The 25,982-nt window shown below is 71.7% G+C and carries 24 protein-coding genes; 9 read left to right on the top strand and 15 right to left on the bottom strand.

Translation table 11 applies throughout. The features are described from left to right. Window position 1: 1 nt before the first annotated feature. From OG866_RS25050 to OG866_RS25035, 4 genes are all read right to left on the bottom strand, one after another. Entirely contained in the window at window positions 2–541 is a 540-nt protein-coding gene (locus OG866_RS25050; protein WP_329337992.1) for a DUF4760 domain-containing protein, read from the bottom strand. Window positions 542–588: 47 nt separating this feature from the next. Next, entirely contained in the window at window positions 589–1,143 is a 555-nt protein-coding gene (locus tag OG866_RS25045) for a hypothetical protein (protein ID WP_443063561.1), read from the bottom strand. Between the two features lie 68 nt (window positions 1,144–1,211). Continuing rightward, a complete protein-coding gene (locus tag OG866_RS25040) occupies window positions 1,212–3,794 on the bottom strand; it encodes a bifunctional FO biosynthesis protein CofGH (RefSeq protein WP_329337990.1) in 2,583 nt (860 codons plus the stop codon). 99 nt (window positions 3,795–3,893) lie between these two features. Next, window positions 3,894–4,727 carry an LLM class F420-dependent oxidoreductase gene (locus tag OG866_RS25035; protein WP_329337988.1) on the bottom strand — a complete coding sequence of 278 codons (834 nt, stop codon included), beginning with the start codon at window positions 4,725–4,727 and terminating at the stop codon, window positions 3,894–3,896. A 131-nt stretch (window positions 4,728–4,858) separates the two neighbouring features. On the opposite strand from OG866_RS25035, the gene OG866_RS25030 reads away from it, so the two are divergent. Both OG866_RS25030 and OG866_RS25025 read left to right on the top strand, forming a co-directional pair. Continuing rightward, the gene (locus tag OG866_RS25030; protein ID WP_329337986.1) at window positions 4,859–6,361 is read left to right on the top strand and encodes a CehA/McbA family metallohydrolase; all 1,503 of its coding nucleotides are present in this window, start codon (window positions 4,859–4,861) and stop codon (window positions 6,359–6,361) included. A 45-nt stretch (window positions 6,362–6,406) separates the two neighbouring features. Beyond that, the gene (locus tag OG866_RS25025; RefSeq protein WP_329337984.1) at window positions 6,407–7,270 is read left to right on the top strand and encodes a hypothetical protein; all 864 of its coding nucleotides are present in this window, start codon (window positions 6,407–6,409) and stop codon (window positions 7,268–7,270) included. A gap of 32 nt (window positions 7,271–7,302) precedes the next feature. Here OG866_RS25025 and OG866_RS25020 read toward each other — a convergent pair whose 3' ends face one another. After that, entirely contained in the window at window positions 7,303–8,133 is an 831-nt protein-coding gene (locus OG866_RS25020) for an endonuclease/exonuclease/phosphatase family protein (protein WP_329337982.1), read from the bottom strand. Window positions 8,134–8,170: 37 nt separating this feature from the next. On the opposite strand from OG866_RS25020, the gene OG866_RS25015 reads away from it, so the two are divergent. After that, window positions 8,171–8,563 carry a nitroreductase/quinone reductase family protein gene (locus OG866_RS25015; RefSeq protein ID WP_329337980.1) on the top strand — a complete coding sequence of 131 codons (393 nt, stop codon included), beginning with the start codon at window positions 8,171–8,173 and terminating at the stop codon, window positions 8,561–8,563. 12 nt (window positions 8,564–8,575) lie between these two features. On the opposite strand, the gene OG866_RS25010 is transcribed toward OG866_RS25015, so the two are convergent. Together OG866_RS25010 and OG866_RS25005 are read right to left on the bottom strand one after the other, a co-directional pair. Continuing rightward, window positions 8,576–9,010 carry a DUF4267 domain-containing protein gene (locus OG866_RS25010; RefSeq protein ID WP_329337978.1) on the bottom strand — a complete coding sequence of 145 codons (435 nt, stop codon included), beginning with the start codon at window positions 9,008–9,010 and terminating at the stop codon, window positions 8,576–8,578. Between the two features lie 45 nt (window positions 9,011–9,055). Then, window positions 9,056–9,502 carry a DUF1772 domain-containing protein gene (locus tag OG866_RS25005; RefSeq protein ID WP_329337976.1) on the bottom strand — a complete coding sequence of 149 codons (447 nt, stop codon included), beginning with the start codon at window positions 9,500–9,502 and terminating at the stop codon, window positions 9,056–9,058. Window positions 9,503–9,626: 124 nt separating this feature from the next. Between OG866_RS25005 and OG866_RS25000 the strand changes: the two genes are divergently transcribed. Beyond that, window positions 9,627–10,205 (top strand): TetR/AcrR family transcriptional regulator, encoded by a 579-nt coding sequence (locus OG866_RS25000; RefSeq protein ID WP_329337975.1) that lies wholly within the window; start codon window positions 9,627–9,629, stop codon window positions 10,203–10,205. Between the two features lie 25 nt (window positions 10,206–10,230). Here the strand turns inward: OG866_RS25000 and OG866_RS24995 are convergent, their stop codons facing one another. From OG866_RS24995 to OG866_RS24970, 6 genes are all read right to left on the bottom strand, one after another. Continuing rightward, window positions 10,231–11,676 carry an aldehyde dehydrogenase family protein gene (locus tag OG866_RS24995; protein WP_329337973.1) on the bottom strand — a complete coding sequence of 482 codons (1,446 nt, stop codon included), beginning with the start codon at window positions 11,674–11,676 and terminating at the stop codon, window positions 10,231–10,233. Next, window positions 11,673–13,397: an N-acyl-D-amino-acid deacylase family protein gene (locus OG866_RS24990; protein WP_329337971.1), complete on the bottom strand. Its 1,725-nt coding sequence runs from the start codon at window positions 13,395–13,397 to the stop codon at window positions 11,673–11,675. The genes OG866_RS24995 and OG866_RS24990 overlap by 4 nt, the downstream gene beginning before the upstream one ends. Window positions 13,398–13,492: 95 nt before the next feature. After that, entirely contained in the window at window positions 13,493–14,611 is a 1,119-nt protein-coding gene (locus OG866_RS24985) for an LLM class flavin-dependent oxidoreductase (RefSeq protein WP_329337970.1), read from the bottom strand. A 98-nt stretch (window positions 14,612–14,709) separates the two neighbouring features. Beyond that, window positions 14,710–15,480, bottom strand: coding sequence for an SDR family NAD(P)-dependent oxidoreductase (locus tag OG866_RS24980; protein WP_329337968.1), 771 nt, complete (start codon window positions 15,478–15,480; stop codon window positions 14,710–14,712). 11 nt (window positions 15,481–15,491) lie between these two features. Continuing rightward, a complete protein-coding gene (locus OG866_RS24975) occupies window positions 15,492–16,406 on the bottom strand; it encodes a TIGR03619 family F420-dependent LLM class oxidoreductase (RefSeq protein WP_329344281.1) in 915 nt (304 codons plus the stop codon). Beyond that, window positions 16,406–17,638: an amidohydrolase family protein gene (locus tag OG866_RS24970; protein WP_329337967.1), complete on the bottom strand. Its 1,233-nt coding sequence runs from the start codon at window positions 17,636–17,638 to the stop codon at window positions 16,406–16,408. The genes OG866_RS24975 and OG866_RS24970 overlap by 1 nt, the downstream gene beginning before the upstream one ends. Before the next feature lie 252 nt (window positions 17,639–17,890). Between OG866_RS24970 and OG866_RS24965 the strand changes: the two genes are divergently transcribed. Further along, window positions 17,891–20,848, top strand: coding sequence for an AfsR/SARP family transcriptional regulator (locus OG866_RS24965; RefSeq protein ID WP_329337965.1), 2,958 nt, complete (start codon window positions 17,891–17,893; stop codon window positions 20,846–20,848). Between the two features lie 231 nt (window positions 20,849–21,079). Next, the gene (locus tag OG866_RS24960; protein ID WP_329337963.1) at window positions 21,080–21,277 is read left to right on the top strand and encodes a hypothetical protein; all 198 of its coding nucleotides are present in this window, start codon (window positions 21,080–21,082) and stop codon (window positions 21,275–21,277) included. Between the two features lie 109 nt (window positions 21,278–21,386). On the opposite strand, the gene OG866_RS24955 is transcribed toward OG866_RS24960, so the two are convergent. Continuing rightward, the gene (locus OG866_RS24955) at window positions 21,387–22,964 is read right to left on the bottom strand and encodes a FadD3 family acyl-CoA ligase (protein WP_329337962.1); all 1,578 of its coding nucleotides are present in this window, start codon (window positions 22,962–22,964) and stop codon (window positions 21,387–21,389) included. Window positions 22,965–23,059: 95 nt separating this feature from the next. Between OG866_RS24955 and OG866_RS24950 the strand changes: the two genes are divergently transcribed. Genes OG866_RS24950 through OG866_RS24940 form a run of 3 tightly spaced genes read left to right on the top strand, consistent with a single transcriptional unit; the run spans window position 23,060 to window position 25,403 of the window. Further along, the gene (locus tag OG866_RS24950; protein ID WP_329337960.1) at window positions 23,060–24,214 is read left to right on the top strand and encodes a lipid-transfer protein; all 1,155 of its coding nucleotides are present in this window, start codon (window positions 23,060–23,062) and stop codon (window positions 24,212–24,214) included. Window positions 24,215–24,216: 2 nt separating this feature from the next. Beyond that, a complete protein-coding gene (locus OG866_RS24945) occupies window positions 24,217–24,636 on the top strand; it encodes a Zn-ribbon domain-containing OB-fold protein (RefSeq protein ID WP_329337959.1) in 420 nt (139 codons plus the stop codon). Beyond that, on the top strand, window positions 24,633–25,403 hold the full coding sequence (locus OG866_RS24940; RefSeq protein ID WP_329337957.1) for an enoyl-CoA hydratase/isomerase family protein: 771 nt from the start codon (window positions 24,633–24,635) through the stop codon (window positions 25,401–25,403). Before OG866_RS24945 ends, OG866_RS24940 begins: the two co-directional genes overlap by 4 nt. Here the strand turns inward: OG866_RS24940 and OG866_RS24935 are convergent. Next, window positions 25,390–25,896, bottom strand: a complete 507-nt coding sequence (locus OG866_RS24935; protein WP_329337955.1) for a hypothetical protein — start codon at window positions 25,894–25,896, stop codon at window positions 25,390–25,392. The two genes, OG866_RS24940 and OG866_RS24935, sit on opposite strands and share 14 nt — an antisense overlap. Window positions 25,897–25,982 lie beyond the last annotated feature (86 nt).

Raw genomic sequence — 25,982 nt, 5'->3', positions numbered from 1 at the left:
CTCAGCTCAGCGCGCGCGGCCGTCTGCGCCGGTTCTCGGTCATCCGGTCGCGGACGTGCTCGGGCGGCAGCTCGGCCGCCAGCCGGGCCAGCTCCTCGAAGATCGACATGTACGTGCCGCCACCCGCCTCGCCGCGCAGCTCCCGCTCGCGTTCCACGAAGGGCCGGACCGCCTGCCAGACCGAGACGATCCGGGTGCGCAGGACCGTGGCCAGCAGGGTCTCGTCGAGGAGTCCGAAGACGGCGAGGTTGGCGAAGGACTGGTAGTAGTACACGACGCTGTAGAAGGCGGCCCTGGGCTCGGCGGGCAGGCCGCGCACCCCGGCCGCCGGGTCGTTCTCGGCGCCGAGGCGCTGGGTGACGTAGTCGTGCTGGTCGTGGAACTCCACCGACCGGAACTCCGCGAGCAGGTCGATCATCACGGATATGTGGTTGGCGTGCTTCGCGATCCGGGCCTGCCGGGCGCTGAAGACGACGGAGGTCACCACGGCGACGACCGCGATGCCCGTGGTGACGATGTTGAAGACGACAGAGCTGTCCATCCGGTCACCGTACGGAGCCGGGCGGGCCAAGTACACGCCGTACGCGGCTACTTGACCACGACAACCGCGGTGCCGGTCTCGCCGAACGTCCACAGCGCCGACCCGTCCGCCTTCTTCATGCGAATGCCGCCGGTCTGGGTGCCGGACGCGGCGGGGGGCGGGGAGGAGCCGTCGACGGCGTTGGAGAAGGCGATGTTCTTGCCGGACTTCGCGGCGAAGTAGACGACGTGCTCGATCTTGACGCCGTCGGAGCCGGTGATCGGGTCCCCGGAGCGGGTCCCGACCGTGTATGCGCCCGGGTCGGGGGAGACCGTCCCGGGCCACACCGCGAAGGTGCGGCGGGCCGCGTCGCTCGCGTCGACCAGCCACACCCGCTTCTCGCCGAGCGAGTAGACGATCCGGCGACCGGTGCCGGAGCTGTCCGGCACGGCGGTCGCCGCCGGTTTCGTGGGCCCGGCCGAGGGCTGCGCGGACGCCGAGGCGGTGGGGCGGGTGGCCGCGGCCTCGGGCTTCGCGCCCTTGTCCGCCTGTACGGCGAGAGCGGCGACCACGGCTATCGCTCCCACCGTCAGACCGGTCACCCAGACCTTCGAGGCAGGCACGGCACGTATCTCCTCAGCTCACCGACAGCGTCGGATCATCGTACTGCCGTGCGCCCGCCCTCTTCTTCTCAGTCCAGCACCGGCAGCAGCTGCGGCAGATGGCCGTCGGACACCTCCGCCGCCTTCCGCCGCTCCTCCGGGACCTCGCCGTAGAGGGTGGTGCGGGGCTTCGCCGGGCGGCCGGCCGCCTCGGCGACCGCGATCAGGTCCTTCACCGACTTGTACGACCCGTACGACGAGCCCGCCATGCGCGAGATCGTCTCCTCCATCAGCGTGCCGCCCAGGTCGTTCGCGCCCGAGCGCAGCATCTCCGCCGCGCCCTCCGTGCCGAGCTTCACCCAGCTCGTCTGGATGTTGGGGATGTGCGGGTGGAGCAGCAGCCTGGCCATCGCCGTCACCGCCCTGTTGTCCCGCATGGTGGGGCCGGGGCGGGCGATGCCGGCCAGGTAGACCGGGGCGTTCGTGTGGATGAAGGGGAGCGTCACGAACTCGGTGATGCCGCCCGTCTGCTGCTGGATGCGGGCCAGGGTGCGCAGGTGGCCCAGCCAGTGGCGGGGCTGGTCGACATGGCCGTACATCATGGTCGAGGTCGACGGGATGCCCACCTCGTGGGCCGTCGTGATCACCTCGATCCAGGTCGCCGTCGGCAGCTTGCCCTTGGTCAGGACCCAGCGGACCTCGTCGTCGAGGATCTCGGCGGCGGTGCCGGGGATCGAGTCCAGGCCCGCCTCCTTCGCCGCCGTCAGCCACTCGCGGATGGACAGGCCGGTGCGGGTGGCGCCGTTCACGACCTCCATCGGCGAGAAGGCGTGCACATGCATGCCGGGGACGCGCTCCTTCACCGCCTTGGCGATGTCGAAGTAGGCCGTGCCGGGCAGGTCCGGGTGGATGCCGCCCTGCATGCAGACCTCGACCGCGCCGACCTCCCACGCCTGCTGGGCACGGTCGGCGACCTGGTCCAGGGAGAGGGTGTAGGCGTCGGCGTCCGTGCGGCGCTGGGCGAACGCGCAGAAGCGGCAGCCGGTGTAGCAGACGTTGGTGAAGTTGATGTTCCGGGTGACGATGTACGTCACGTCGTCGCCGACCACCGACTTACGGACGTCGTCCGCGATGCGGGTCAGGGCGTCCAGCGCCGGACCGTCCGCGTGCAGCAGCGCGAGGGCCTCGGCGTCCGTGAGCTTCGTCGGGTCGTCGGCCGCCGTCGCCAGCGCCTGGCGTACGTCCGTGTCGATGCGCTCGGGCACCATCCCCGGCGCCGCCGCCTCCCGCAGGGCGCCCCAGTCGCCGTAGACCACGTCGAAGTCGTCGCGACGGTCGGCCGTACGGCCCTCGGTGTCGATGGTGGTGTGCAGATCGGTGCGGCCGGAGGGGACGAAGACCTCCTCCGGCTCCTGCCAGGGGTGTCCCTCGACGACCGCGTCCTCGCGCGCGAGGCCGGTCTCCGTGTCCGCCAGCGCCCGCACGTGCGGCAGCAGCCGGGGGTCGAGCCAGGGCTCGCCGCGCTGGACGAACTCCGGGTAGACGCAGAGGCGCTCGCGCAGCTGGAACCCGGCCGTCGCCGACTTCGCCGCCAGTTCCTCGATCTGCGGCCAGGGGCGTTCCGGGTTGACGTGGTCGATGGTGAGCGGGGACACCCCGCCCCAGTCGTCGATGCCCGCCGCGATGAGCCGCTCGTACTCGCTGTCCACGAGGTTCGGCGGGGCCTGGATGTTGCCCGCCGGGCCCATGACGAGCCGGGCCACCGCCACGGCGGCGACCAGCTCGTCCAGCTCCGCGTCCGGCATGCCGCGCATCGCGGTGTCCGGCTTGGCGCGGAAGTTCTGGATGATCAGTTCCTGGACGCCATGGTAGGAGCGGGACACGCGGCGCAGCGCGAAGAGGGACTCGGCCCTCTCCTCGTACGTCTCACCGATCCCGATCAGAATCCCGGACGTGAAGGGGACCGAGGAGCGGCCCGCGTCCTCCAGCACGCGCAGGCGCACGGCGGGCTCCTTGTCCGGGGAACCGTGGTGGGGGCCGCCGGGCTCCGACCAGAGGCGGGTGGCCGTGGTCTCCAGCATCATGCCCATGCTGGGCGCGACCGGCTTGAGGCGCTGGAAGTCCGTCCAGGACATCACCCCGGGGTTGAGATGGGGCAGCAGGCCCGTCTCCTCCAGGATGCGGATCGATATCGCGCGGACGTACGCGATCGTGTCGTCGTAGCCGTGCGCGTCGAGCCACTCGCGCGCCTCCGGCCAGCGGTCCTCGGGCTTGTCGCCGAGGGTGATGAGGGCTTCCTTGCAGCCGAGGGCCGCGCCCTTGCGGGCGATGTCCAGGACCTCGTCCGGGGACATGAACATCCCGTGGCCGGCACGGCGGAGCTTGCCGGGGACGGTGACGAAGGTGCAGTAGTGGCATTTGTCCCGACACAGCCGGGTGAGGGGGATGAAGACGCTCTTCGAGTACGTGATGACGCCGGGGCGGCCCGCGGCCTCAAGGCCGGCGTCCCGGATGCGGGACGCGGTCGCGGTGAGGTCGTCCAGAGCCTCGCCGCGGGCCTGGAGGAGGACCGCGGCTTCGGTGACGTCCAGGGCCACGCCGGTGCGGGCGCGTTTGAGGGCGCGCCGCATGGAGTTTTCGGTGGGGCCGGTTCCGGTCGCGGAAGTCGTCATTGTTTGAGCATACGTTCGGGGTGATCAGGGGTGCTGTGGGGTTTTGCCGGGTGCGGGTGCGTGGGGGCTGGTCGCGCAGTTCCCCGCGCCCCTGGGGGGTTACAGGTGCCCGGCGTATTCATCCAACGTCCGCAGCACCTCCGTCTCCCCCGCCGGGGGCAGCTGGACAACGATCTCCTCGATACCCAGCTCCTCGTAGTGCGCGAGCTTGCCGGGTGAGGGGAACACCGCGTACGGGACGACCTGTAGCGCGCCCGGCTCGCGGCCCGCCTCCTCCCATGCCGTGCGCAACACCGGCAGCGTCTCCGTCAGGCCCCGTCCGCCGATCGGCATCCAGCCGTCGGCGTACTCGCAGATGTGGGTGAAGAGCTTCGGGCCGGCCGCGCCGCCGATGAGGGTGCGGGGACCGAGGTGGCCTCGAATGGGCTTGGGGTGGGCATGGCTGGCGCGGACGCTGCCGAACTCCCCCTTGTAGGCGGTCGGTTCCTCCGACCACAGCGCCCGCATCAGCGCCATCCGGTCCCGCACCAGCTCGCGCCGGGTACGCCAGTCCACTCCGTGGTCGGCGGCCTCTTCCACGTTCCAGCCGAAGCCGAGGCCGAGGGTGAGGCGGCCACCGGACAGATGGTCGACCGTGGCGATCTGCTTCGCGAGGTCGATCGGGTCGTGCTGGGCGACGAGCGTGATGCCGGTGCCGAGGCCCAGCGTCTCGGTGACGGCCGCCGCCTGGCCGAGGGCGACGAAGGGGTCGAGGGTGCGGCCGTACTCGGGCGGGAGGTCGCCGCCCGCCGGGTACGGGGTGGTCCGCTCCACCGGGATGTGGGTGTGCTCGGGGAGATAGAGGCCGGCGAAGCCCCGCTGCTCCAGCTCACGGGCGAGCCGGGTCGGGGTGATGGTCTCGTCGGTGAGGAAGATCGTGGCGGAGATACGCATGACCGCATCTCTACCGCGCCGGATGAGAGATGTCGATACCGACTGGTCGGCATCGACGGCGAAAGCGCCCGGCCGCCGCTGATTCCCTTTTCTTCCACGGGAGTTCACGGTCGTACCCGAGAGTGGAGCGCATGTGTGATGACGAGCACGACATCAAAAGACGCACACTCGTCGTGACGGGAGCCGCCGCCGCACTTACGTTGGGAAGCGTGACCTTCGCTTCAGCGGCGGACGGCGAGCAGGAGACGCGGACGATCCGGGGCACGCTGCCCACCGGGTCCCCCGATTTCGTGTACGTGCCGGTCGAGGTCCCGTCCGGCGTACGGGAGCTCAAGGTCGCCTACACCTACGACCGCCCGGCCGTCCCGACGGGCACCGCCGGCAACGCCCTGGACATCGGCGTCTTCGACGAACGGGGCACCGAACTGGGCGGCGAGGGCTTCCGGGGCTGGTCGGGAGGGGCCAGGACCGAGTTCTTCATCCGGGCCGACGACGCGACGCCGGGGTACATCCCGGGCCCGGTGCGCGAAGGCACCTGGTCGATCGCGCTGGGGCCGTACACGGTGGCGCCGCAGGGCCTGTCGTACGAGATCACGATCACGCTGACGTACGGCGAGCCCGGTGAGGTCGTCGAGCCCGTCTATCCGCCGCAGCGCGCGAAGGGGCGGGGCCGGGCCTGGTACCGCGGCGACTGCCACCTCCACTCCTGGCACTCCGACGGCCGCCGCACCCCCGCCGAGATCGGGGCGCTGGCCCGTGCCGCGGGGCTGGACTTCATCAACACCTCCGAGCACAACACCCATTCCGCGCACGCCCATTGGGCGGACGTGGCGGGTGACGACCTGCTGGTGATGCTGGGTGAGGAGATCACGACGAGGAACGGCCATGTGGTCGCCCTCGGCACGGACCCCGGCACCTTCATCGACTGGCGCTACCGGGCCCGCGACAACCGCTTCGGCCGTTTCGCCCGCCGTGTCCGCAGGGCGGGGGGCCTGGTCGTACCGGCCCATCCGCACGCCACCTGCGTGGGGTGCGGATGGCGGTTCGGCTTCGGCGAGGCGGACGCGGTGGAGGTCTGGAACGGGCCCTACACGCCCGACGACGAGGTGGCGCTGGCGGACTGGGACAGCGTGCTGGTCGCCTCCACGCGGGAGGGGCGTGCGTGGCTTCCCGCGATGGGCAGCAGTGACGCGCACCGGGATCCGGACGTGGTCGGCTCGCCGCAGACCGTCGTCCTGGCCGACGACCTCACCCGGGAGGCGATCCAGGAGGGCATCCGGGCGGGGCGGTCGTACATCGCCGAGTCCTCGCGGATCTCGCTGGACTTCACCGCCGTCGGCGGCAAGGGCGAACACGCGGGCATCGGCGGCCGGTTGAAGGCGGCGGCGGACACCCCGGTGACCGTCCGCCTCGACGTCACGGGCGCACCGCGCTGCACCGTCCGGTTCGTCACCGACCAGGGGGTGCTGTTCACCGGCGCGGCACTGCCGGTGACCGGCTCCGGGGTGGTGGAGTGGCGGACGACTCCGGCCTACGCGGCGTACGTCCGCGCCGAGGTGCGGCACGAGACGGCGGCGGGTCCGCTGCCGGGGGCGTTGGCGGCCCTCACGAACCCGATCTTCCTGGGCAGGTGAGGAGGGGGAGGAGGTCTGGGGCGAGGAGGACCTAGGGTCGCCGGCATGATCCTCACCACCGGCCCCGCCTCTCACGACCCCGCCCGTGACATCCCGGAGCTCGCGCCGTACGCCCGCACGACGGTACGGCTGCACCCGCGCCGGGGTGTGCCGGGGGCCCGGGACAGTCACATCGGCGGCCCGCTGTGGTGGCCGGCCGCCGAGCCGTGGCCGTCGTGCGGGGAGCACCGGGACGTGAACGGACGGCAGTTGGGCCCCTACCCGCTGGTCGCGGTGGCCCAGCTGACGGCGGCGGACTTTCCGGAGCTGCGCTTCCCGGACGGTACGGACCTGGTGCAGGTGCTGTGGTGCACGGACTGGCACGACCAGCCGCATCCGGAGGGGTGGGGTCAGGCGTGTGTCCTCGTCTGGCGCCGGGCGGACGACGTGGCCGGCCCGCCCGGCGGCCGGCCGGACCCCGGCGAGGACGAGGACATGGTCCCGAGGGCGTGCGTACTGCACCCCGAGCGGCTGACGGAGTACCCCTGGCACGAGGAACTCCCCCCAGGACTCGCGGGCCGCCACGAGGCCTGGCTGGAGGAACGGGGGCTGTACGACGACGTCTCGACGATCCCCGGCTGCAAGCTCGGCGGCAGCATGCGCTGGGGTGTGACGGACCTGCCGGGGACGATGGAGTGCGGGCGGTGCCGGGCGCCGCTGGAGCTGTTCCTCCAACTGGACACGTACGAGTACGACATGGATGCCGATGATCGCTTCCGCCCGCTGGAGGAACGGCACTTGGACCCCCGGTCGGAAGCGGGCCGGGCGGCGCGTGAGCCGACGGGGATGACGGTCGGGCGGGGCGGGCACGCGGGCCTGTACGTCTGCTCGGCGAACCCCCGCCATCCGGCGTCGCTCTTCACGCAGTGACGTGCGCGCGCCGCCCCGTCCTTCCCGCCGCGCTACTCCGCGCCCTGCAAGTCCGCGACGACCGCCGCGTGATCGGACGGCCACACCCCGTCCACCGGCCCGTGCCCGGCCCGCCGTACGCCCCGTACCGTGCCCTCGCCGTCCGGGCCCGCCGGTGCGCCCACGTGGATGTAGTCGACGCGGACGCCCGGGCCGAGGCCGGGGTGGACGTAGGGGTTCTCCGGGGTCCAGGTCGCTCCGGGGGTGCCCTGGGCGGCGTACTCCCAGGCGTCGAAGAACACCTGACCGGGGACGGCCGGGGAGGTGCGGGTGCCGCCGAAGAGGCGGATCTCGTCGGAGTCGGGCCAGGCGTTGAAGTCGCCGGTGACGATGGGCGGGTGGGGGGTGCTGTCGCGATGCGCGGCCACGAACTCCGCCAGGGACGTGACCTGTTGGCGGCGGGTCGCCGAGGCGTGGAGGGGGGAGGTGAGGTGGGTGGTGAAGAAGGGGACGGGGGCGCCCGGCGCGTCGAGGCGGGCGTACAGGGCCAGTCGGCCGTCGTCCAGGTCCGGCGGGGCGGGCAGGCGCAGCACCGCCTGGTCCGTCACCGGCCAGCGGCTCAGCACCGCGTTGCCGATGTCCACGGAGTCGTCGGATATGCGGCGCCGCCAGCGTTCGGGGGCGGGGGACGCCGCCCAGGCGCAGTGCAGGTCCAGTTCGGCGGCCAGCCATTCCGCGAGGTTCTCGCCGGTGCGGCGGTCCGCCCACACCTCCTGTAGACCGACCACGTCCGGGCGCAGGTCGCGCAGGACGGCGAGAATCGCCTTCTGCCGCTCGGCCCACGGGCCGAACCGCCACCACAGGTTCCACGTCACGACCCGCACGATCACCTCACCAGCCCCTACAGCAGACTTGGTAACCATGCCCCGTCACAACGAACGCAAGTATCGAGCCGTCTCCGCCTTTCAGCGCAGGCTCAACGCCGTCATGCGCCGGCTGCCGACCCAGACCCTCCTGGAGACCACCGGCCGCACCTCCGGACTCCCCCGCCGCACCCCGCTCGGCGGGCGGCGGGTCGGTGATTCCTTCTGGCTGGTCTCGGAGTTCGGGGAGCGGTCGCAGTACGTCCGCAACATCAAGGCCGATCCGCGGGTGCGGGTGCGGCTGCGCGGGCGCTGGCACACCGGTGTCGCCCATCTGCTCCCCGACGACGACCCGGTCGCCCGGCTGCGCGGTCTGCCCCGGGTGAACAGTGTGGGGGTACGGGCCATGGGGGCGGGGCTGCTGACGGTGCGGGTCGATCTGACCGACTGACCCGCGTCGGCGTCAGACCGGCTGCGGAACGGGCCTCGCCGTCGGAGCGGCGGTGGCCGCGGCCTTGCGGGTCTCGCGCAGGATCAGCAGGCCGTTGCCCGCCATCACGGTCGCGGTCAGGCAGTGGACGCCCAGCGCGGTGGCCACGGAGCCGTGGTGGCCGAGCACGGTGGCCATGTCGCCGTACGCGGCGAGGGACTCCACCAGCAGCGCCCAGCCCAGTGCCCGGCGGTGACCCGTCACCAGCAGGACGCCCAGGACCAGGGCCAGGACGACGTCGCGGATTCCCTTGACGACCAGGAAGCCGCCTCCGTCGCCGGTCGCTGGGTGCGGCAGGCCGAAGCCCTGCACCGACGTCTCCGGGTCCAGGATGAACCCCGTACCGAACCAGAGGATGAAGAGGATGAAGGCGGCGGACAGAACGGTGTTGATCTTCTTCAGCGACACTGTCTTCTCCTTGTTCTGACGAGTCAGGGACGGGCCGGGGCGGGCTCAGACGAGGGCGGCGGCCAGCAGGGCGAAGGCCGTGACGATGACGGCCACGCGGACGTAGTGCCAGCGCAGCCAGCGGTTCAGCTGCTGCTTCCAGTCGGCGGGCCGGTTCTCGGCGGTCCACGTCTTGTTCCGGTTGTTGATCGGGACCAGCAGCAGGATCGACATCACCACGCTGAGGACCAGCAGCGCGCCGGCGGTCACCACGAGACCGGTGCCGTCGTGGTGCCGTCCGGCGACGGCCCAGAGCGCGACGAGGGCGAGCGAGCCGATGTACCAGACCGGCATCACCGCGCCGAGCATCCGGCCCCCGTGAGCGTGGCCCTGCTGGCCGCTGTCCTCCGGGAGGGCGTTGAGTATCGGGTTCATGACGAAGGCGACGGCGAACTCCACCCCCACCATCACACCGACGACCACGACTGTGACGACCTCGAGTGTGCTGAGCATGACGACCCCCTGTTGAAATGCCGGACGCTGGGCGCTGGGCGCTGGGCGAATCTAGCGCCGCTAGCTGTTGAGGCAACGCTAGACCTACTGCCGCTCGATTGTCTAGCGATGCTAGGATCCAGTCATGTCGGTACAGGAACGCAAGCAGCGCGAACGGGCGGAGCGGGAGCGCCTCATCGTGGCCACAGCCCGTGAACTCGCCGAGCAGCAGGGCTGGGACGCGGTCACCACCCGCAGGCTCGCCGAGCGCATCGAGTACAGCCAGCCCGTCCTCTACAGCCACTTCCGGGGCAAGCGGGAGATCATCGGTGCCGTCGCCCTCCAGGGCGCCACCGAGCTGGCCGTCGCGCTACGGGCCGCGACGGCCGCCGCGGACGGCCCGCGCGCGCGGGTCACCGCCCTCGCCCGCGGCTACCTAGACTTCGCCGAGCGCAACCCGGCGGTCTACGACGCCCTGTTCCAGCTCGACGGCGGCCTGCCGTACGCGCAGGAGGACACCCCCGAGCCGCTGAAGGACGCCTTCGCCGCACTGTTGGAGACTCTCGCCCAGGTCGCCGGGGACGGCGTGGAACCCGGGCTGTTCACGGAACTGTTCTGGGCGTCCCTGCACGGCATCGCGACCCTGACCCGCACACGAAGGCTGCCACCGGAGGAAACCGAGCAGAGGGTGAAACTGCTGGTCGACCGGCTCGCCGTGCTCTGAACGGTGGCCCCGAGCCGGTCCGGCCTCACCCGGGCCAGACGATCGCCTGCACCTCGCTGTACGCGTGCAGGGCGTACGAGCCCACGTCCCGTCCGACACCGCTCTTCTTGAACCCGCCGAACGGCGCCTCCATGTTGCGCCCGACCGTGTTCACGCCGACCCCGCCCGCCCGCAGCCGCCGGGCCACGCGGAAGGCTCGGGCGATGTCGCCGGACCAGACGTAGTCGATGAGGCCGTACTCGGAGTCGTTGGCGAGGGCGATGCCCTGCTCCTCGTCGTCGAAGGGGATGACGGAGACGACCGGGCCGAAGATCTCCTCGCGGGCGACGCGCATCGTGGGCGTGCAGTCCGCGAGGAGGGTGGGGGTGACGTGGAAACCCCGGTCCAGTGGCGGGCGTTCGCCGCCTGTCACCAGCGTCGCGCCCTCCTTGCGACCCAACTCCACGTAGGACTCGACCCGTTCGCGATGGGCCGCCGAGATCACCGGGCCCACGACCGTGGCCGGGTCGCGTGGGTCGCCGACCTTGAGGCGTGCCGCGTACGCCGCCAGACCGGCCACCAGGCGGTCGTACACCCCCCGTTGGGCCAGGACCCGGGTCGGTGCGGTGCAGATCTGGCCACTGTAGAAGGAGAAGGTGGTCCCGATACCGGCCACCGCCGATCCGACGTCCGCGTCGTCGAGGACGACCGCCGCGCCCTTTCCGCCCAGCTCCATCAGCTGCCGTTTCATCCCGCGCCCGCACACCTCGGCGATGCGCTGTCCGACCGCCGTCGAGCCGGTGAAGCTGACCATGTCGACGTCCGGGGAGTCCACGGCCGCCTCGCCGACCTCGGCCGAGCGGCCGGAGACCACATTGAGCACCCCCCTGGGCACCCCGGCCGTCTCCAGCGCCTCCGCCATCCGGTAGACCGACAGGGGGTCCTGCGGGGCCGGTTTCACCACGACCGTGTTGCCCATCGCCAGGGCGGGGGCGATCTTGCCGGCCGGGTTGGCCCACGGGTTGTTGTACGAGGTGATGCAGGTGACCACCCCGACGGGCTGGCGGACGGCCAGCGCGCCCATCACCCCGGCCCTCCCCATCGGCCCGGCCTCGTTGATCTGCGGCGGGATCGCCCACTCGGCGCTCTCCACGCGCGCGTACCGGCGGAAGCGGGCCACGCCCACCCCGACCTGCATGGCCCGCGCGGTGCCGGTCGTCGCGCCGGTCTCCGCCTGGGCGAGTTCGGCGTACGGGCCGAAGCGGTCGGCGATGACGTCGGCCGCCCGGCCCAGGATCGCCGCCCGCTCCTCGGCCGACGTACGCGACCACGGCCCGAAGGCCTCGCGGGCCGCGGCACACGCCGCGTGCACCTGATCCCGCGAGGCCTCCGGCGCCCACCCGACGGGCTCCTCGGTCGCCGGGTCGACGACCGCGTAATGGCCGCCCTCCGGCTCGGTCCACTCGCCCCCGATGAACAGCCGCTCGCTCACCGGGTGCTCACCGTCCGGGTGTCCCGCCCGGACCGCAGCACCTTCCCGGGCACCGCCCCGCTCACCACGTCGTCCCGGATCGCCTCGACCCCGTTGACCCACACGGCCCGGATCCCGATCGCCCTGGAGTCCAGCCGCGGACTGTCACCCGGCAGGTCGTGCACCAGGGTGGCCGTGCCCGCGGCGATGCGCTCCGGGTCGAAGAGCACGAGGTCCGCATGGAAGCCCTCCTCGATCCGGCCGCGCTGCCTGAGTCCGAACAGCTGAGCCGGATCGTCGGTCAGCATCTTCACCGCCTGCTCCAGCGTCGCGAGCCTGCGTCCGCGCAGACAGTCGCCGATGAACCGGGTGGTGTACGGCGCCCCGCACATCCGGTCCAGATGGGCCCCCGCGTCCGAGCCGCCCAGCAGCACGTCCTCGTGCCGCCAGGTCTCGGCGCGCAGCGCCCAGGAGGCGGGGTCGTTGTCGGTGGGCATGGGCCACAGGACCGTACGCAACTCATCGGCGGCGCAGATCTCGACCAGGCAGTGGAAGGGGTCCTGCCCCCGCTCCGCCGCGATGTCCCGGACCACCCGCCCGCCGAGCCCGCGGTTCGCCTCGCTGTACGTGTCGCCGATGACGTACCGCCCGAAGTCGGCCAGCCGCCGGAAGACGCCCGCCTCCTTGGACCGGGCGCGCTCCAGCATCCCGGCCCGTACGTCCGCGTCGCGGAGTCTCTCGATCCGCTCGGGGACGGGCAGGCCGAGGATCGGTCCCCAGCCGGGGATGAGGTTGAGCGCGCAGAAGGTGCCCAGCGACATGTTCATCGGCGTGAGGATCGGCATGGTGAGGGCCACGATCCGGCCGCCCGCCTTGCGCGCCTGCTCGCTCGCGAACAGCTGCCGCGGGACGCGTTCGGGGACGGTGGCGTCGATGGTGAGCACGTTCCAGTTGAGCGGCCGTCCGGCGCTCGCGCTCATCTCCACGAACAGATCGATCTCGGCGTCGCTGAACTGGTCGAGGCACCCGGCGACGATGGCCTCGATCTGCGTGCCCTCGTGCTCGCCGACGGCCTTGGCGAGGGCGACGAGTTCGGCGGGCAGCGCGTGCCGGGAGGCGACGGGCTTCCCGTCGCCGTCGGAGTGCGTGCTCGACTGGGTGGTGGACAGGCCCCAGGCGCCGGCGTCCATGGCCTGGTGGAAGAGCCGGAGCATGGCGGCGAGTTGCTCATCGGTCGGCTGCCCGCCCACCGCGTCCGGCCCCATGACATACCGCCGCAGCGCGCAATGCCCCACCATGAACCCGGCGTTGACCGCGATCCGCCCTTCGAGCGCGTCGAGATACTCCCCGAACGACTCCCAGCTCCAGGGCGCCCCTTCTTCGAGAGCGACCAACGACATGCCCTCGACCTTGGACATCATCCGCCGGGTGTAGTCCGCGTCCCCCGCCCTCAACGGGGCCAGCGTGAACCCACAGTTCCCGGCGGCGACCGTCGTCACACCGTGATTGAGGGAGGGCGTGGCGTACGGATCCCAGAAGAGCTGGGCGTCGTAGTGGGTGTGCGGGTCGACGAACCCGGGCGCGAGGACGAGCCCGGTGGCGTCCTCGGTGGTGGCGGCTTCGCCGGTGATCTCTTCTCCGATCGCGGCGATACGCCCGTCACGGATGCCGACGTCGGCGGTGTGGCCGGGCGCCCCGGTGCCGTCCACCACGGTGGCGCCCTTGATGACGTGATCGAACATGCCGGTTGCCTCCTAGGCGTACGGTCCGGTGATCCACCCAGGGGCGCGGGGAACTGCGCGACCAGCCCCCACACACCCGCACCCCGCAACGGCGCTCAAGCAGCCGCCCGGAACCGGGACGTCCGATGCACCGGATCCGTGTCGATCTCCGGAATCACGTGCTCCCCGATCAGCCGGATCGTCTGCAACGTCTCCTCCTTCGGCACCCCCACAGGCAAGCCGAAGCTCAACTGATCCGCCCCGGCCTGCTCCCACCGCTTGCACTGCGTCCGCACCTCCGCCGGATCGCCGCAGATCAGCAGCTCCTCCTCGATCAGCAGCTCCACGAACTCCGCGGTGTACTCGGGCAGCGTCTCCGGCCACACCGGGAAGCCCTCGGGCCGCGGGAACGTGTCGTGGTAGCGGAAGACCAGCGAGGGCAGATAGTGCAGCCCGCCGTTCACGGCGATGGAGATCGCCTCGTCGTGCGTGGGCGCGCAGATCGCCGTCGTCGTCACCATCACGTTGTCGTTGACGAAGTCCCCGACCGGCTCGGCGTTCACGACGGAGTTCTTGTACTGCTCAAGGACCCACTCCATGTCGGAGACCTTCTGGATGCTGAACCCCAGCACCCCGAGCCCCTTCTTCGCGGCCATCGCGTACGACGGCGGCGACCCGGCCGCGTACCACATCGCCGGGTGCGACTTCCCGTACGGCTTCGGCAGGATCTTGCGCGGCGGCAGCTGCCAGTGCTTGCCCTGGAAGCCGACGTACTCGTCCTGGAGCCACATCTTGGGGAACTCGGCGATGGTCTCCTCCCAGATCTCCTTGGTGTAGTTCATGTCGGTGATGCCGGGCAGGAAGCCGAGGATCTCGTGCGAGCCGGCCCCGCGGCCCGACCCGAACTCGAAGCGCCCCTCGGAGAGATGGTCGAGCATGGCGACCTTCTCGGCGACCTTCACGGGGTGGTTGACCTGGGCGAGGGGGTTGAAGATGCCGGAGCCGAGATGGATCCGTTCCGTCGCGTGGGCCAAGTACCCGAGGAAGACGTCATTCGCCGACAGATGCGAGTACTCCTCCAGGAAGTGGTGTTCGGAGGCCCAGGCGTACTTGAAGCCCGACCTGTCCGCCTGGATGACGTACTCGGTCTCCTCCATCAGCGCCTTGTGCTCGGCGAGCGGGTCGGTCTCGGCGCGTTTGCCCACGTATCCCTGTACAAAGAGCCCGAATTCCACGGCGGTTCACCCTTCCACGTCAGGTGAGGCTGCTGAGTCCTACGACTTTCTGACGTACCGTCAGAAAGGTCAATACCTGACGGCCAGTCAGACGATGGTCAGACGACACTGACCCCCGCCAGCCACCCCCCGTCGATCACGAACGGCTGCCCGGTGATGTACGACGAGTCGTCGCACGTCAGGAACAGCGCGAGCCGTGCCACCTCCTCCGGGCGCCCGATCCGCCCGAGCGGCACGAGCTTGCGGTACAGCTCGTCCAGGGCCCGGCTCATCCCCTCCGCGTCGGCCCCCGGGTCAAGCTGGGCCGGGTTGGACATCGCGGTGTCGATGGCGCCGGGGCACAGGGCGTTGACACGGATGCGCCGGTCGGCGAGTTCCAGGGCGGCGACCCGGGTGAGGCCGAGGACGGCGTGCTTGGTGGCGGCGTAGCCGCCGACGGCCGCCATGCCGGTCACCCCCGTGTAGGAGGCGGTGTTGACGATGGTGCCGCCGTCCTCCATCACCGGTGCGACGGTTCTGATCCCGAGAAAGCAGCCGACCTGGTTGACCCGTACGACCTGCATGAACTCGTCGAGGGGTGTGTCGACGAGGGTGTTGAAGCGCAGGATGCCGGCGTTGTTGACGAGGCCGTCGACGCGGCCGAAGGCGTTCTTGACCGCGCTCACCGCGGACCGCCACTGCTCCTCCTCGCCGACGTCGAGATGGACGTACCGCGCCCCGATCTCCTCGGCGAGCGCCTCTCCCTGCTCGTCCAGCACATCGGCGACGACGACCTCCGCCCCCTCCGCCCGGAACAGCCGTGCCTCCTGCTCCCCCTGTCCGCGTGCCGCGCCGGTGACGATGACGACGCGTCCGTCCAGCTTGCCCATGCGGGGTCTCCTCAGAGGTCGGGGGCGATGTCGGCGCCGAACGCCTCGATCTGGTCGGTGAGTTCGGCGCGGTCGCGGCAGCGGAACCGCACCTGGATCTGGTGGACGCCCATCGCGCGGTAGGCGCGCAGGGACTCGGCGAGTTCCTCGGGGCTGCCGGTGAGGGTGCGGCGGCCGACGTCCCAGGCGGGCCGGCCGATGTGGAGGGGCTCGGTGAGGGCGCCGACGGTCAGCGGTTCCCCGATGCCCGCCTCCTCGCGGATCCGGGTCAGTTCGGCGATCTGCGCGGGCAGCCGGTCCCTCGGGTCGCCCTGCGGCAGCCAGCCGTCGCCCTTGAGCGCGGCCCGGCGGACGGCGGCGGGCGAGGAGCCGCCGACCCACAGGGGGACGCGCGGCTGGGCGGGGCGGGGGCGCTGGCCCAGGCCCTGGAAGTCGTAGAACTTGCCGTGGTGTTCGGGGAACTCCTCGGGGCCGAGCGCGGCCCGCAGTGCGTCCATGCACTCGTCGAGCAGGGCGCCGCGCTGCCGGAAGTCGAGCCCCAGCGCCTCGAACTCCTCCGCCACATGCCCGGCCCCGACCCCGAGGATCAGCCGGCCGCCGGAGAGGTGGTCGAGGGTGGCGTACTGCTTGGCGGTGAGGAGGGGGTGGCGCAGCCCCACGACGGCGACATGGCTCAGCAGCCGGATGTCCTCGGTCGCGGCGGCCAGGTAGGCGAGGGTGGCGACGGGGTCGTACCAGACCGTGCTCATCGCGGGGGCGAGGCGGCGCGGGACGGCGACGTGGTCGCAGCTCGCGATGTAGGCGAAACCGGCGCGTTCGGCGGCGCGGGCCACGGCGACCAGGTCGTCCGGGCCGGCGGCGGTCTCCCAGGGCTCGGTGTAGATCGTGCTTTGGGACTGGACGGGGAGCTGAATGCCGTACTCGATCACCGGGGACCGCCCCAGAGTCCGTCGGGGGTCAGCCCGAGCAGTTCGATGGCGTTGCCCCGGACGATCCGCTCGACCACGTCAGGGGCGAGGTGACCCATCTGGGCCTCGCCCACCTCCCTCGACTTGGGCCAGGTGGAGTCGGAGTGCGGGTAGTCGGTCTCGTAGAGGACGTTGCCGACGCCGATGGCATCCAGGTTCCGGAGGCCGAAGGCGTCGTCGAAGAAGCAGCCGTAGACGTGCTCGGCGAAGAGTTCGGAGGGCGGGCGGTGGACCTTGTCGGCGACCCCGCCCCAGCCGCGGTTCTCCTCCCAGACCACGTCGGCGCGTTCGAGGATGTACGGGATCCAGCCGATCTGGCCCTCCGCGTACATGACCCTGAGGTTCGGGAAGCGCTCGAACGCACCGCTCATCAGCCAGTCGACCATCGAGAAGCAGCAGTTGGCGAAGGTGATGGTGGAGCCGACGGCGGGCGGGGCGTCGGCGGAGGTGGACGGCATCCGGCTGGAGGAGCCGATGTGCATGGCGATGACCGTGCCGGTCTCGTCGCAGGCGGCGAGGAAGGGGTCCCAGGCGTCGGTGTGGATGGACGGCAGACCGAGGTGCGGGGGTATCTCGGAGAAGGCGACGGCACGGACGCCCCGCGCGGCCATCCGGCGGACCTCCGCGGCGGCCAGCTCGGCGTCCCAGAGGGGGATGAGGGTGAGCGGTACGAGACGGCCGTGGGCCTGGGGTCCGCACCACTCCTCCACCGTCCAGTCGTTGTAGGCCTGGACGCACAGCAGCCCCAGCTCGTGGTCCTTGGCCTCGGTGAAGGTCTGGCCGCAAAAGCGCGGGAAGGTGGGGAAGCAGAGGGCGGACTGGACGTGGTTGACGTCCATGTCGGCGAGGCGGGACGGGACGTCGTACGACCCCGGCCGCATCTGCTCGTAGGTGATGACCTCCAGCTTGATCTCGTCCCTGCTGTAGCCGACGGCGGTGTCGAGGCGGGTGAGGGGGCGGTGGAGATCCTCGTAGACCCACCAGTCGCCGAGCGGGCCCTCCTCACCCCGGCGGCCCATGACGGGCTTGAACCGGCCGCCCAGGAAGGTCATTTCCCTCAGCGGGGCGCGGACGATGCGGGGACCGACGTCCAGGTACTTCTTCGGAAGCCGGTTCTGCCAGACGTCGGCGGGCTCCACCGTGTGATCGTCGACGGAGATGATCTTCGGAAATTCCGGGGTGGTCTCCATGTGAGCCACGGTAGCGCCGATCTGACGACCCGTCAGCTGCGGTGACGGTGCCCGGTCATGATGGTTTGTGCGCGGAATTGTGCGGAGGGAGCGTGAGGGGCTTGTGATTTACCGCGCGCCTACCTGTGATCACTCTCTCCACAGCTGACGCATCTGCCATGAACAAGGCAAACTGGCGGGGTTGCCCACTGTGTCTGGCGAGGTTGCTCACTGTGTCTGACCGGGTTGCTCACTGTGTCTGAGGGGACGGCGATGGACGGTGTACCGCGGGTGCCTGAGCAGCGGCGCCCCGGCTCCGCGACGGAGCCCATGCTGCCGCTGCGCTTCAGCGTGCTCGGACCGGTGCGCGCCTGGCGCGGCGACGAGCCCTTGGCCATGGGCTCCCCGCAGCAACGGGCCCTGCTCGCGGCCCTGCTGCTGAGGGAGGGCCGGACGGCCACCGCGGCCGAGCTGATCGACGCCCTGTGGGGCGAGGAGCCCCCGTCGCAGGCCCTCGCCGCGGTCCGGACGTACGCGTCCCGGCTGCGCAAGGTCCTCGACCCCGGCGTCCTGGCCAGTGACGCGGGCGGCTACGCGATCCGCTCGCTCGGCGAGGGCGCGCTGGACGTCACCGTGGCCCAGGAGTGGGCGGCGGAGGCGGAGAAGGCGCGGGCCGCCGGGGATCTGTGCCACGCCCGCGAGGTGCTGGGCCGCGCCCTGGCCCTGTGGGACGGCGAGGTGCTGGCGGGCGTACCGGGCCCGTACGCGTCCTCGCAGCGCGTCCGCCTTGAGGAGTGGCGGCTGCAACTCCTCGAGACGCGCCTCGACATGGACCTGGAGCAGGGCTGCCACGCCGAGGCGGTCTCGGAACTCACGGCACTGACCGCGGCGCACCCGCTCCGTGAACGCCTGCGCGAGCTGCTGATGCTGGCGCTGTACCGCAGCGGCCGCCAGGCGGAGGCCCTCGCCGTGTACGCGGACACGCGGCGCCTGCTCGCCGACGAACTGGGCGTGGACCCGCGGCCCGGACTGAAGGAGCTCCAGCAGCGCATCCTCCAGGCCGACCCGGGCCTCGCGGAACCGTCCTCCCCGAAGGCGGAGCCCGCCGCCGCCCCGGTCCGCCCGGCGCAACTCCCGGCGACCGTCCCCGACTTCACCGGGCGGGCCTCCTTCGTCGCCGAACTGGGCGACGTCCTCGCGTCCTCCGAGGGCCGGGTGATGGCGGTGTCGGCGCTGGCCGGCATCGGGGGCGTGGGCAAGACGACCCTGGCGGTGCACGTCGCCCACCAGGCCCGTTCCGCCTTCCCCGACGGCCAGTTGTACGTCGACCTCCAGGGCGCGGGCCAGCGTGCCGCGGAACCGGAGACGGTACTGGGCGCGTTCCTGCGGGCGTTGGGCACCGCGGACTCGGCGATCCCCGACTCCCTGGAGGAGCGTGCGGCGCTGTACCGCTCGGTCCTGGACGGCAGACGGGTGCTGGTCCTGCTGGACAACGCGCGGGACGCGGCACAGGTCCGCCCCCTGCTCCCCGGCACGGAGGGCTGCGCTGCGCTGGTGACGTCCCGTGTGCGGATGGTGGACCTCGCCGGCGCCCATCTGGTCGACCTGGACGTGATGTCCCCCGACGAGGCGCTCCAGCTGTTCATACGGATCGTCGGCGAGGAACGCGTGGCCTCGGAACGGGAGGCGGCGCTGGACGTGGTCGCGGCGTGCGGCTTCCTGCCCCTCGCGATCCGCATCGCCGCGTCGCGGCTGGCGGCCCGCCGCACCTGGACGGTGTCGGTGCTGGCGGCGAAGCTCGCGGACGAACGCCGCAGGCTGGACGAGCTCCAGGCCGGCGACCTCGCCGTGAAGGCGACCTTCGAGCTCGGCTACGGGGCCCTGGAGCCCGCCCAGGCCCGCGCGTTCCGGCTGCTGGGCCTGGCGGACGGCCCGGACATCTCCCTCGCCGCCGCGGCGGCGATGCTGAACCTGGGCGTCGAGGACACCGAGGACGTACTCGAGTCCCTGGTCGACACGTCCCTGCTGGAGTCGGCGGCTCCCGGCCGGTACCGGTTCCATGACCTGGTGCGGCTCTACGCGCGTGCGTGCGCCGAACGGGACGAGTGGCCGCCGGAGGAGCGGGGGGCGGCGCTCTCGCGGCTGCTGGACTTCTATCTGGCGACGGTCGGCGGGGTCTACCTGATCGAGCGCCCCGGGGACCGGCTGGTGGACCACCTGGAGCCGGCGGGCTATCCGGGGCTGACGTTCTCGGACCGGCATGCGGCGCAGGACTGGCTGTACGCGGAGGCGGTGCCCCTGCTCGCCTGCGTACGGCAGTCCGCACGGCCGGACACCCTGCGTCGCGCCGTCGACGTCCTGTGGGCGGCCGTCGACCTGGCGGAGTCGGGGGCCAACTCCAAGGAGTACGAGGCGGTCGCGGCGCTGCTGCGGGAGGTCGCCCAGGAATCCGCCGACACACGGACCGAGGCACGGGCCTCGGTGGCGCTCGCCTTTGTCCACCAGCACTCCGACAGCAGGTTCGACATCGCCTCCCAGGAGGCGGAGCGCGCCTCCGAACTGGCCCGTGAGGCCGAGGACCCGCTCACGGGCTGCTGGGCCGCCAACATCGGCGGTGTGATCGCGCTCTACCAGAACCGGAACGTTGAGGGCATGGCGTACTTCACCCATGCCATCGAGAGCTTCCGCGCCCTCGGCGACCGTCCCGGCGAGGCGAGCGCCCTGTGCAACCTGTCGCGCATCCATCTGGCCACCGGGCGGACGGAGAGCGCGGTCGAGCTGGCGCAGCAGGGCACGGCGATGTACGACGACATGGACCACGCCTTCAAGGGCGCCAACGGCCGGTACGCCCTGGGCCTCGCCCTCACCCAGAGCGGCAGGCTGACCGAGGCGACCGAGTGCCTCCAGCAGGCCCTTCAGGTGTTCCGCGACAGCCGGCAGCGCCTCTGGGAGGGCATGGCGCTGTTCCGGCTCGCCGAGCTCGACCTGGCGGCCCGGCGGCCGGCTCAGGCCGCGGCACACGCGGAGACGGCACTGAGTCTGCTGCGCGGCATCGGCGGCGAGTGGCGGCACGGCAACGTGCTGACGGTGCTCGGCCGGGCCCTCGCCGGGATCGGGCAGCTCGGCCGGGCCCAGGTGTGCTGGCGTGAAGCCCTGGAGATCTTCGAGGCGTTGGGCTCGGCGGAGGCGGAAGAGGCCCGAAGCCTGCTGCACCCGAGGGCGGTTGCCTGAGTCAGCCGAGCCGGACCGCCCTGACCGGCGAGAACGCACGTTCATCATTCGTTTATCGCCGCCCGGCACTCTCAACTGTGTCGAGCCGTCGCGTCGGGGGGCAGACGGAGCGACAACGGGCCGGGCCTCTAAGGTGAACCGGCCCAGCTGGGTCCGCCCGGAAACACTCGGGGGAGTCGCCGGGCGGACCCAGCCCATCCATCGCACCACACTGTCAGGGGAGCCAGCGACATGAGCGACGAGACCGGCACGGACAACGTGCACGCCACGGACGAGCCGACCGGCGACGCGACGACCGACAACGTCCACGCCACCACGGAGCCCGTCACCATCAAGAACGTGCACGCCACGAGCGACCCGCTCAAGCTGAGCGGCGACACGGGCGAGGCCACCACGGACAACGTCCACGCCACGGACAACCCGGCCTGACCCACACGAACCTTTTCCCACACGGGGATCGGCCGCGGCGGCGCGGAGGGGGAGCCGCCGCGGCCGATGCATGTCCAGGCGGCGCCGAGGGCCGGGCCCCGGAGCCGGCTCAGCCGGCCGACACCCGCCGCAGCTCCCCCTTCACCACCTTCCCGCTCGCGTTCCGCGGCAGCTCCCCCACGAACTCCACCGCCCTCGGCACCTTGTAGTTCGCCATCTCCCGCCGCGCCCAGGCGATCAGGTCGTCGCCGGTCAGCACAGCGCCCTCGCGCCGGACCACGTACGCCTTGCCGACCTCGCCCAGCCGGGCGTCCGGTACGCCGATCACCGCGACGTCGGTGACATCCGGGTGCAGGCCGAGGAGTTGCTCTATCTCCGCCGGGTAGGCGTTGAAGCCGCCGACGATGAACATGTCCTTCAGGCGGTCGGTGATCCGCAGGTTCCCGGCGGCGTCGAGGACTCCCACGTCGCCCGTGCGCAGCCAGCCGTCCGGGCTGACCGCCTCCGCCGTCGCCGCCGCGTCCTCGAAGTAGCCGCGCATGACGTTGAAGCCGCGGACCAGGACCTCGCCGGGTGTGCCGAGCGGGGCCTCGACGCGGACCTGCGTGCCCGGGATCGCGCGGCCCGAGGTCGAGGCGATCACCGACGGCGGGTCGCCGCGGCGGCACATCGTGACGATGCCGCTCGCCTCCGAGAGGCCGTACGCGGTCAGGACGGTCGCCACGCCGAGCTCGTCCCGCAGACGTTCGACCAGGGTCAGGGGGACGACAGCGGCGCCCGTCACCACCAGGCGCAGGGCCGAGAGGTCGTACGACGTCCTCGCCGGGTGGTCGAGGAGGGACTGGAGCAGGGTGGGCGGGCCCGGCAGTACCGACACCCCCTCCGACGCCACGTTCGCCAGCACGGTGTCCACGTTGAACACCGGCTGCGGGATCATCGTCGCGCCCCGCATCAGACAGGCGATCACGCCCGCCTTGTAGCCGAAGGTGTGGAAGAACGGGTTCACGATCAGATAGCGGTCGCCCTGGCGGAGGCCGGCGAGGTCGCTCCAGATCTCGTACGCCCGCAGGGTCTGCGCGTGGGTGATCACCGCGCCCTTGGGTCGGCCCGTCGTACCGGACGTGAAGACGATGTCCGAGGGGCGGGAGCCGTCGACCCCGGCGGCCCGCTCACGCACCTCCGCCGTCCCCACCCCCTCCCCGCTCGCCAGGAAGTCCTTCCAGGTGCGGTACTCCGCCGGGGCGTCGTCCGAGAGGACGACCACCTGTTCCAGGGAGCCGCCCAGCGCCGGCAGCGCCTCCCCCACCGCCCGGCGCAGCGAGGCCACGTACGACGTCCCCAGGAACGTCCCCGTCACGAACAGCAGCCGCGCCCCGCTGCGACGGAGCACGTCCGCCGCCTCCATGCCCTTGAAGCGGGTGTTCAGGGGGACGAGGACCGCGCCCGCCGACACGGCGCCGAGCGCCGCCACGATCCAGTCGAGGCTGTTCGGCGCCCAGATCGCGACCCGGTCGCCGGGCTCGACGCCGTTCGCGAGACAGGCCGCCGCCGCGCGCTCGACACGGGCGCCCAACTCGGCGTACGACACCCGCGTACGGCCCTCCACCACCGCCTCGACGTCCGGGTACCGCTCCACCGCGGACCGGACGAGTCCCGGAATGCCGCCCCATTCCAGATCACCGCGCATCGCAGGCCTCCCAACCCCGGAGCTGACTACCCGTCAGATTAGCTGTACCCTGACGGCCTGTCAGCAGCCCTTCAGCAGTGTGGAGGTGTGCGCGCATGGCCGGGATCAAGGACGCCACCGCGATCGTCGGGATAGGACAGACCGCCTTCGCCAAGCAACTCCCCGAGGACGAACGCACCCTCGCCTGCCGTGCCGTGGTCGCCGCCCTCGACGACGCCGGCATCGCCCCCGGCGAGGTCGACGCCCTCGCCTCCTTCACCATGGAGGAGACGGACGAGGTCGAGCTGGCGAAGGCCGTCGGGTTCGGGGATCTCACCTACTTCAGCCGGGTCGGGTACGGGGGCGGCGGCTCCTGCGCCACCGTCGCGCACCTCGCCGCCGCCATCGCCGCCGGTCAGGCCACGGTCGGCGTCGCCTGGCGGTCACGGAAGCGGGGCAGCGGGCCCCGGCCGTGGCGCAACACCGTCACCCAACTCCCCACCCCCGCCCAGTGGACCCGGCCCTTCGGGCTGCTCCGGCCCGTCGACGAGATCGCCATGCTGACGCGCCGCTACCTGCACGAGTACGGGGCGACCCGCGACCACCTCTTCAATGTCGCCCTCGCCTGCCGGAACAGGGCCAACCAGAATCCGGCGGCCGTGATGTACGACCGCCCTCTCACCCGCGAGATGTACATGACCGCCCGCTGGATCAGCGAGCCGCTCTGTCTCTTCGACAACTGCCTGGAGACGGACGGGGCGTTGGCCTGTGTCGTGGTCAGCAGGGAGCGGGCGGCCGACTGCCGCCGGACGCCCGTGTACGTCCACTCCGCCGCCCAGGGCCTGCCCGCCCAGCACCACGGCATGGTCAACTACTGGAACGACGACCCCCTCACCGGACCGTCCTGGGCCGCCGCCCGACACCTGTGGAAGCACGCCGACTTCGCCCCCGAGGACATCGACGTCGCCCAGATATACGACGCGTTCACCGCGCTCATCCCGCTCTCCCTGGAGGGGTACGGGTTCTGCGGGCGGGGAGAGGGCGGCGCGTTCACCGAGCAGGGGGCGCTGGAGAGCGGGGGGCGGCTGCCGATCAACACCGGTGGCGGCGGGCTCAGCGAGGCCTACGTCCATGGCTTCAACCTCATCAACGAAGGGGTGAAGCAGCTCAGAGGAACCAGTACCGCCCAGGTGCCGGGCGCCGCCACCTGTCTGGTCACCGCCGGTGAGGGCGTCCCCACCTCGGCCCTGCTGCTGACGAACAGGAGCTGACCATGCTCTCTCCCGCCATCGACCCCGAAGGCGCCCCCTTCTGGCGGTACGCCGCCCGGGGCGAACTCCGCGTCCAGGCCTGCGCCGACTGCGGCGAACTCCGCTTCCCGCCCCGCCCCTGCTGTCCCCACTGCCAGTCCTTCGGCACCGAGTGGCGGCGGCTGTCCGGGCAGGGGCAGGTGTGGTCGTACGTCGTCCCCCACCCGCCGCTGCTGCCGGACTACGCCGCGCAGGCGCCGTACAACGTGATCGTCGTGGAGCTGGCGGAGGCGCCGCGGATCCGGCTGGTCGGCAACCTGGTCACCGAGCCCGGGGCGCGGCTCGACTCGCTGCCGGTCGAGCGCCTGCGCATCGGCGCCAGAGTGCGGTTCGTGCCCGACCCCGGGACCGGGCTGCCGCAGTGGATCCTGGAGCGGCCATGACCCTTCGGGCCACCACCGACAAGGACACCGGCGTCGCCGTCGTCACCCTCGACCGGCCGGAGCGTCTCAACGCCCTCGACCTGGAGCTGAGGGACGAACTCCGGGCGGCCTGGCGCGCGTTGCGGTTCGACGACTCCGTGCGGGCCGTCGTCCTCACCGGCGCCGGTGAACGCGCCTTCTGCACCGGGCTCGACCGGGACGCGGAGGTCCCGCAGCCCACCTCCCCCTACATGGCCGACGATCCGCTGCTGCGCGTCGGGCCCAAGTCCAACGACCTCTGGAAACCCGTCATCGCCGCCGTGCGCGGCATGGCCTGCGGGGGCGCCTTCTATCTGCTCGGCGAGAGCGAGTTCGTCGTCGCCGATCCGGACGCCACCTTCTTCGACCCGCACACCACCTACGGCATGGTCAGCGCGTACGAGTCGGTGCTCATGGCGCAGCGGATCCCGTACGGGGAGGTCGCCCGGATGATGCTGATGGGGACGGCGGAACGGATGTCCGCGCGGCGGGCGTACGACATCGGGCTCGTCTCCGAACTCAGCGACCCGGGCGAGGCGTTGGATGTCGCCGTCGCCCGTGCCGCCGTCATCGCCGAGCAGCCGACGGCCGGGGTGCAGGGCACCGTCCGGGCCCTGTGGGCGGCCCGGGAGGCGGCGCTGGCCGCCGGGTTCGCGCAGGCGCCGCATCTGATCGCGCTGGGCAACCTGCCCGGGGACCGGCAGGCGGAGCTGTTCTCCGCCCGCCGGCCGGGGTTCAGGACGCGCTGATGCGCTGCGGGTCCACCAGCTCGCAGGTGCCGTCGGTGACCGTGGAGCTCGCGGTGACGAGGGCCGAGTCGGAGGCGCCCGGGGCGAGCGAGAAGATGCCGCTGCTGCCGGTCGCGGCGGTCGTGCCGGAGGCGTCCTTGAACGCCACCTGGAACATGTAGGAGTACGTCTCGGCGGTGCTGCTGTTGGTGGCCCGGACGTCGGCGACGAGGGAGCCGTTCTCGACCTTGCACTCGGCGATCGTCAGGTCCTGCGTCGGCTCACCGAGCGTGGTCTCGGAGACGCCGCCCGAGCCGGAGTCCGAGCCCGAGCCCGAGACGGAGTCGTCATCGTCGTCGTAGTGGGTGCTGCCGCCGCCCGTCGAACTGTGCGAGGAGCTGTCGGAGTTGGAGCTGTGACCCGAGCATCCGGCTCCGGACGAGTGCCGGGCGCCGGTCAGTGCGACCACCACTCCGACGAAGACGGCCACCGCGCGGACATGGCGAAGCTTCACCACTGTTCCCCCGTGAGAAAAAGGCGACAAAACGCCTGCTTGATCGTGAACACGTCACGCTAGCAGCCGTCGCGGGGCGGTCCTCC

The sequence above is a fragment of the Streptomyces sp. NBC_00663 genome (genome assembly GCF_036226885.1).
In the GTDB taxonomy this organism is placed as follows: Bacteria; Actinomycetota; Actinomycetes; order Streptomycetales; family Streptomycetaceae; genus Streptomyces.
Note: the sequence above shows the minus strand (reverse complement) of the source record. Positions and strands in the feature narration are given on the sequence as shown.

Coding starts and splice junctions, on each gene's coding strand:
- OG866_RS25050 (WP_329337992.1), bottom strand. CDS start 541: ATGGACAGCTCTGTCGTCTTCAACATCGTCACCACGGGCATCGCGGTC.
- OG866_RS25040 (WP_329337990.1), bottom strand. CDS start 3,794: ATGACGACTTCCGCGACCGGAACCGGCCCCACCGAAAACTCCATGCGG.
- OG866_RS25035 (WP_329337988.1), bottom strand. CDS start 4,727: ATGCGTATCTCCGCCACGATCTTCCTCACCGACGAGACCATCACCCCG.
- OG866_RS25030 (WP_329337986.1), top strand. CDS start 4,859: ATGTGTGATGACGAGCACGACATCAAAAGACGCACACTCGTCGTGACG.
- OG866_RS25025 (WP_329337984.1), top strand. CDS start 6,407: ATGATCCTCACCACCGGCCCCGCCTCTCACGACCCCGCCCGTGACATC.
- OG866_RS25015 (WP_329337980.1), top strand. CDS start 8,171: ATGCCCCGTCACAACGAACGCAAGTATCGAGCCGTCTCCGCCTTTCAG.
- OG866_RS25005 (WP_329337976.1), bottom strand. CDS start 9,502: ATGCTCAGCACACTCGAGGTCGTCACAGTCGTGGTCGTCGGTGTGATG.
- OG866_RS25000 (WP_329337975.1), top strand. CDS start 9,627: ATGTCGGTACAGGAACGCAAGCAGCGCGAACGGGCGGAGCGGGAGCGC.
- OG866_RS24990 (WP_329337971.1), bottom strand. CDS start 13,397: ATGTTCGATCACGTCATCAAGGGCGCCACCGTGGTGGACGGCACCGGG.
- OG866_RS24980 (WP_329337968.1), bottom strand. CDS start 15,480: ATGGGCAAGCTGGACGGACGCGTCGTCATCGTCACCGGCGCGGCACGC.
- OG866_RS24970 (WP_329337967.1), bottom strand. CDS start 17,638: ATGGAGACCACCCCGGAATTTCCGAAGATCATCTCCGTCGACGATCAC.
- OG866_RS24965 (WP_329337965.1), top strand. CDS start 17,891: ATGGACGGTGTACCGCGGGTGCCTGAGCAGCGGCGCCCCGGCTCCGCG.
- OG866_RS24960 (WP_329337963.1), top strand. CDS start 21,080: ATGAGCGACGAGACCGGCACGGACAACGTGCACGCCACGGACGAGCCG.
- OG866_RS24955 (WP_329337962.1), bottom strand. CDS start 22,964: ATGCGCGGTGATCTGGAATGGGGCGGCATTCCGGGACTCGTCCGGTCC.
- OG866_RS24950 (WP_329337960.1), top strand. CDS start 23,060: ATGGCCGGGATCAAGGACGCCACCGCGATCGTCGGGATAGGACAGACC.
- OG866_RS24945 (WP_329337959.1), top strand. CDS start 24,217: ATGCTCTCTCCCGCCATCGACCCCGAAGGCGCCCCCTTCTGGCGGTAC.
- OG866_RS24940 (WP_329337957.1), top strand. CDS start 24,633: ATGACCCTTCGGGCCACCACCGACAAGGACACCGGCGTCGCCGTCGTC.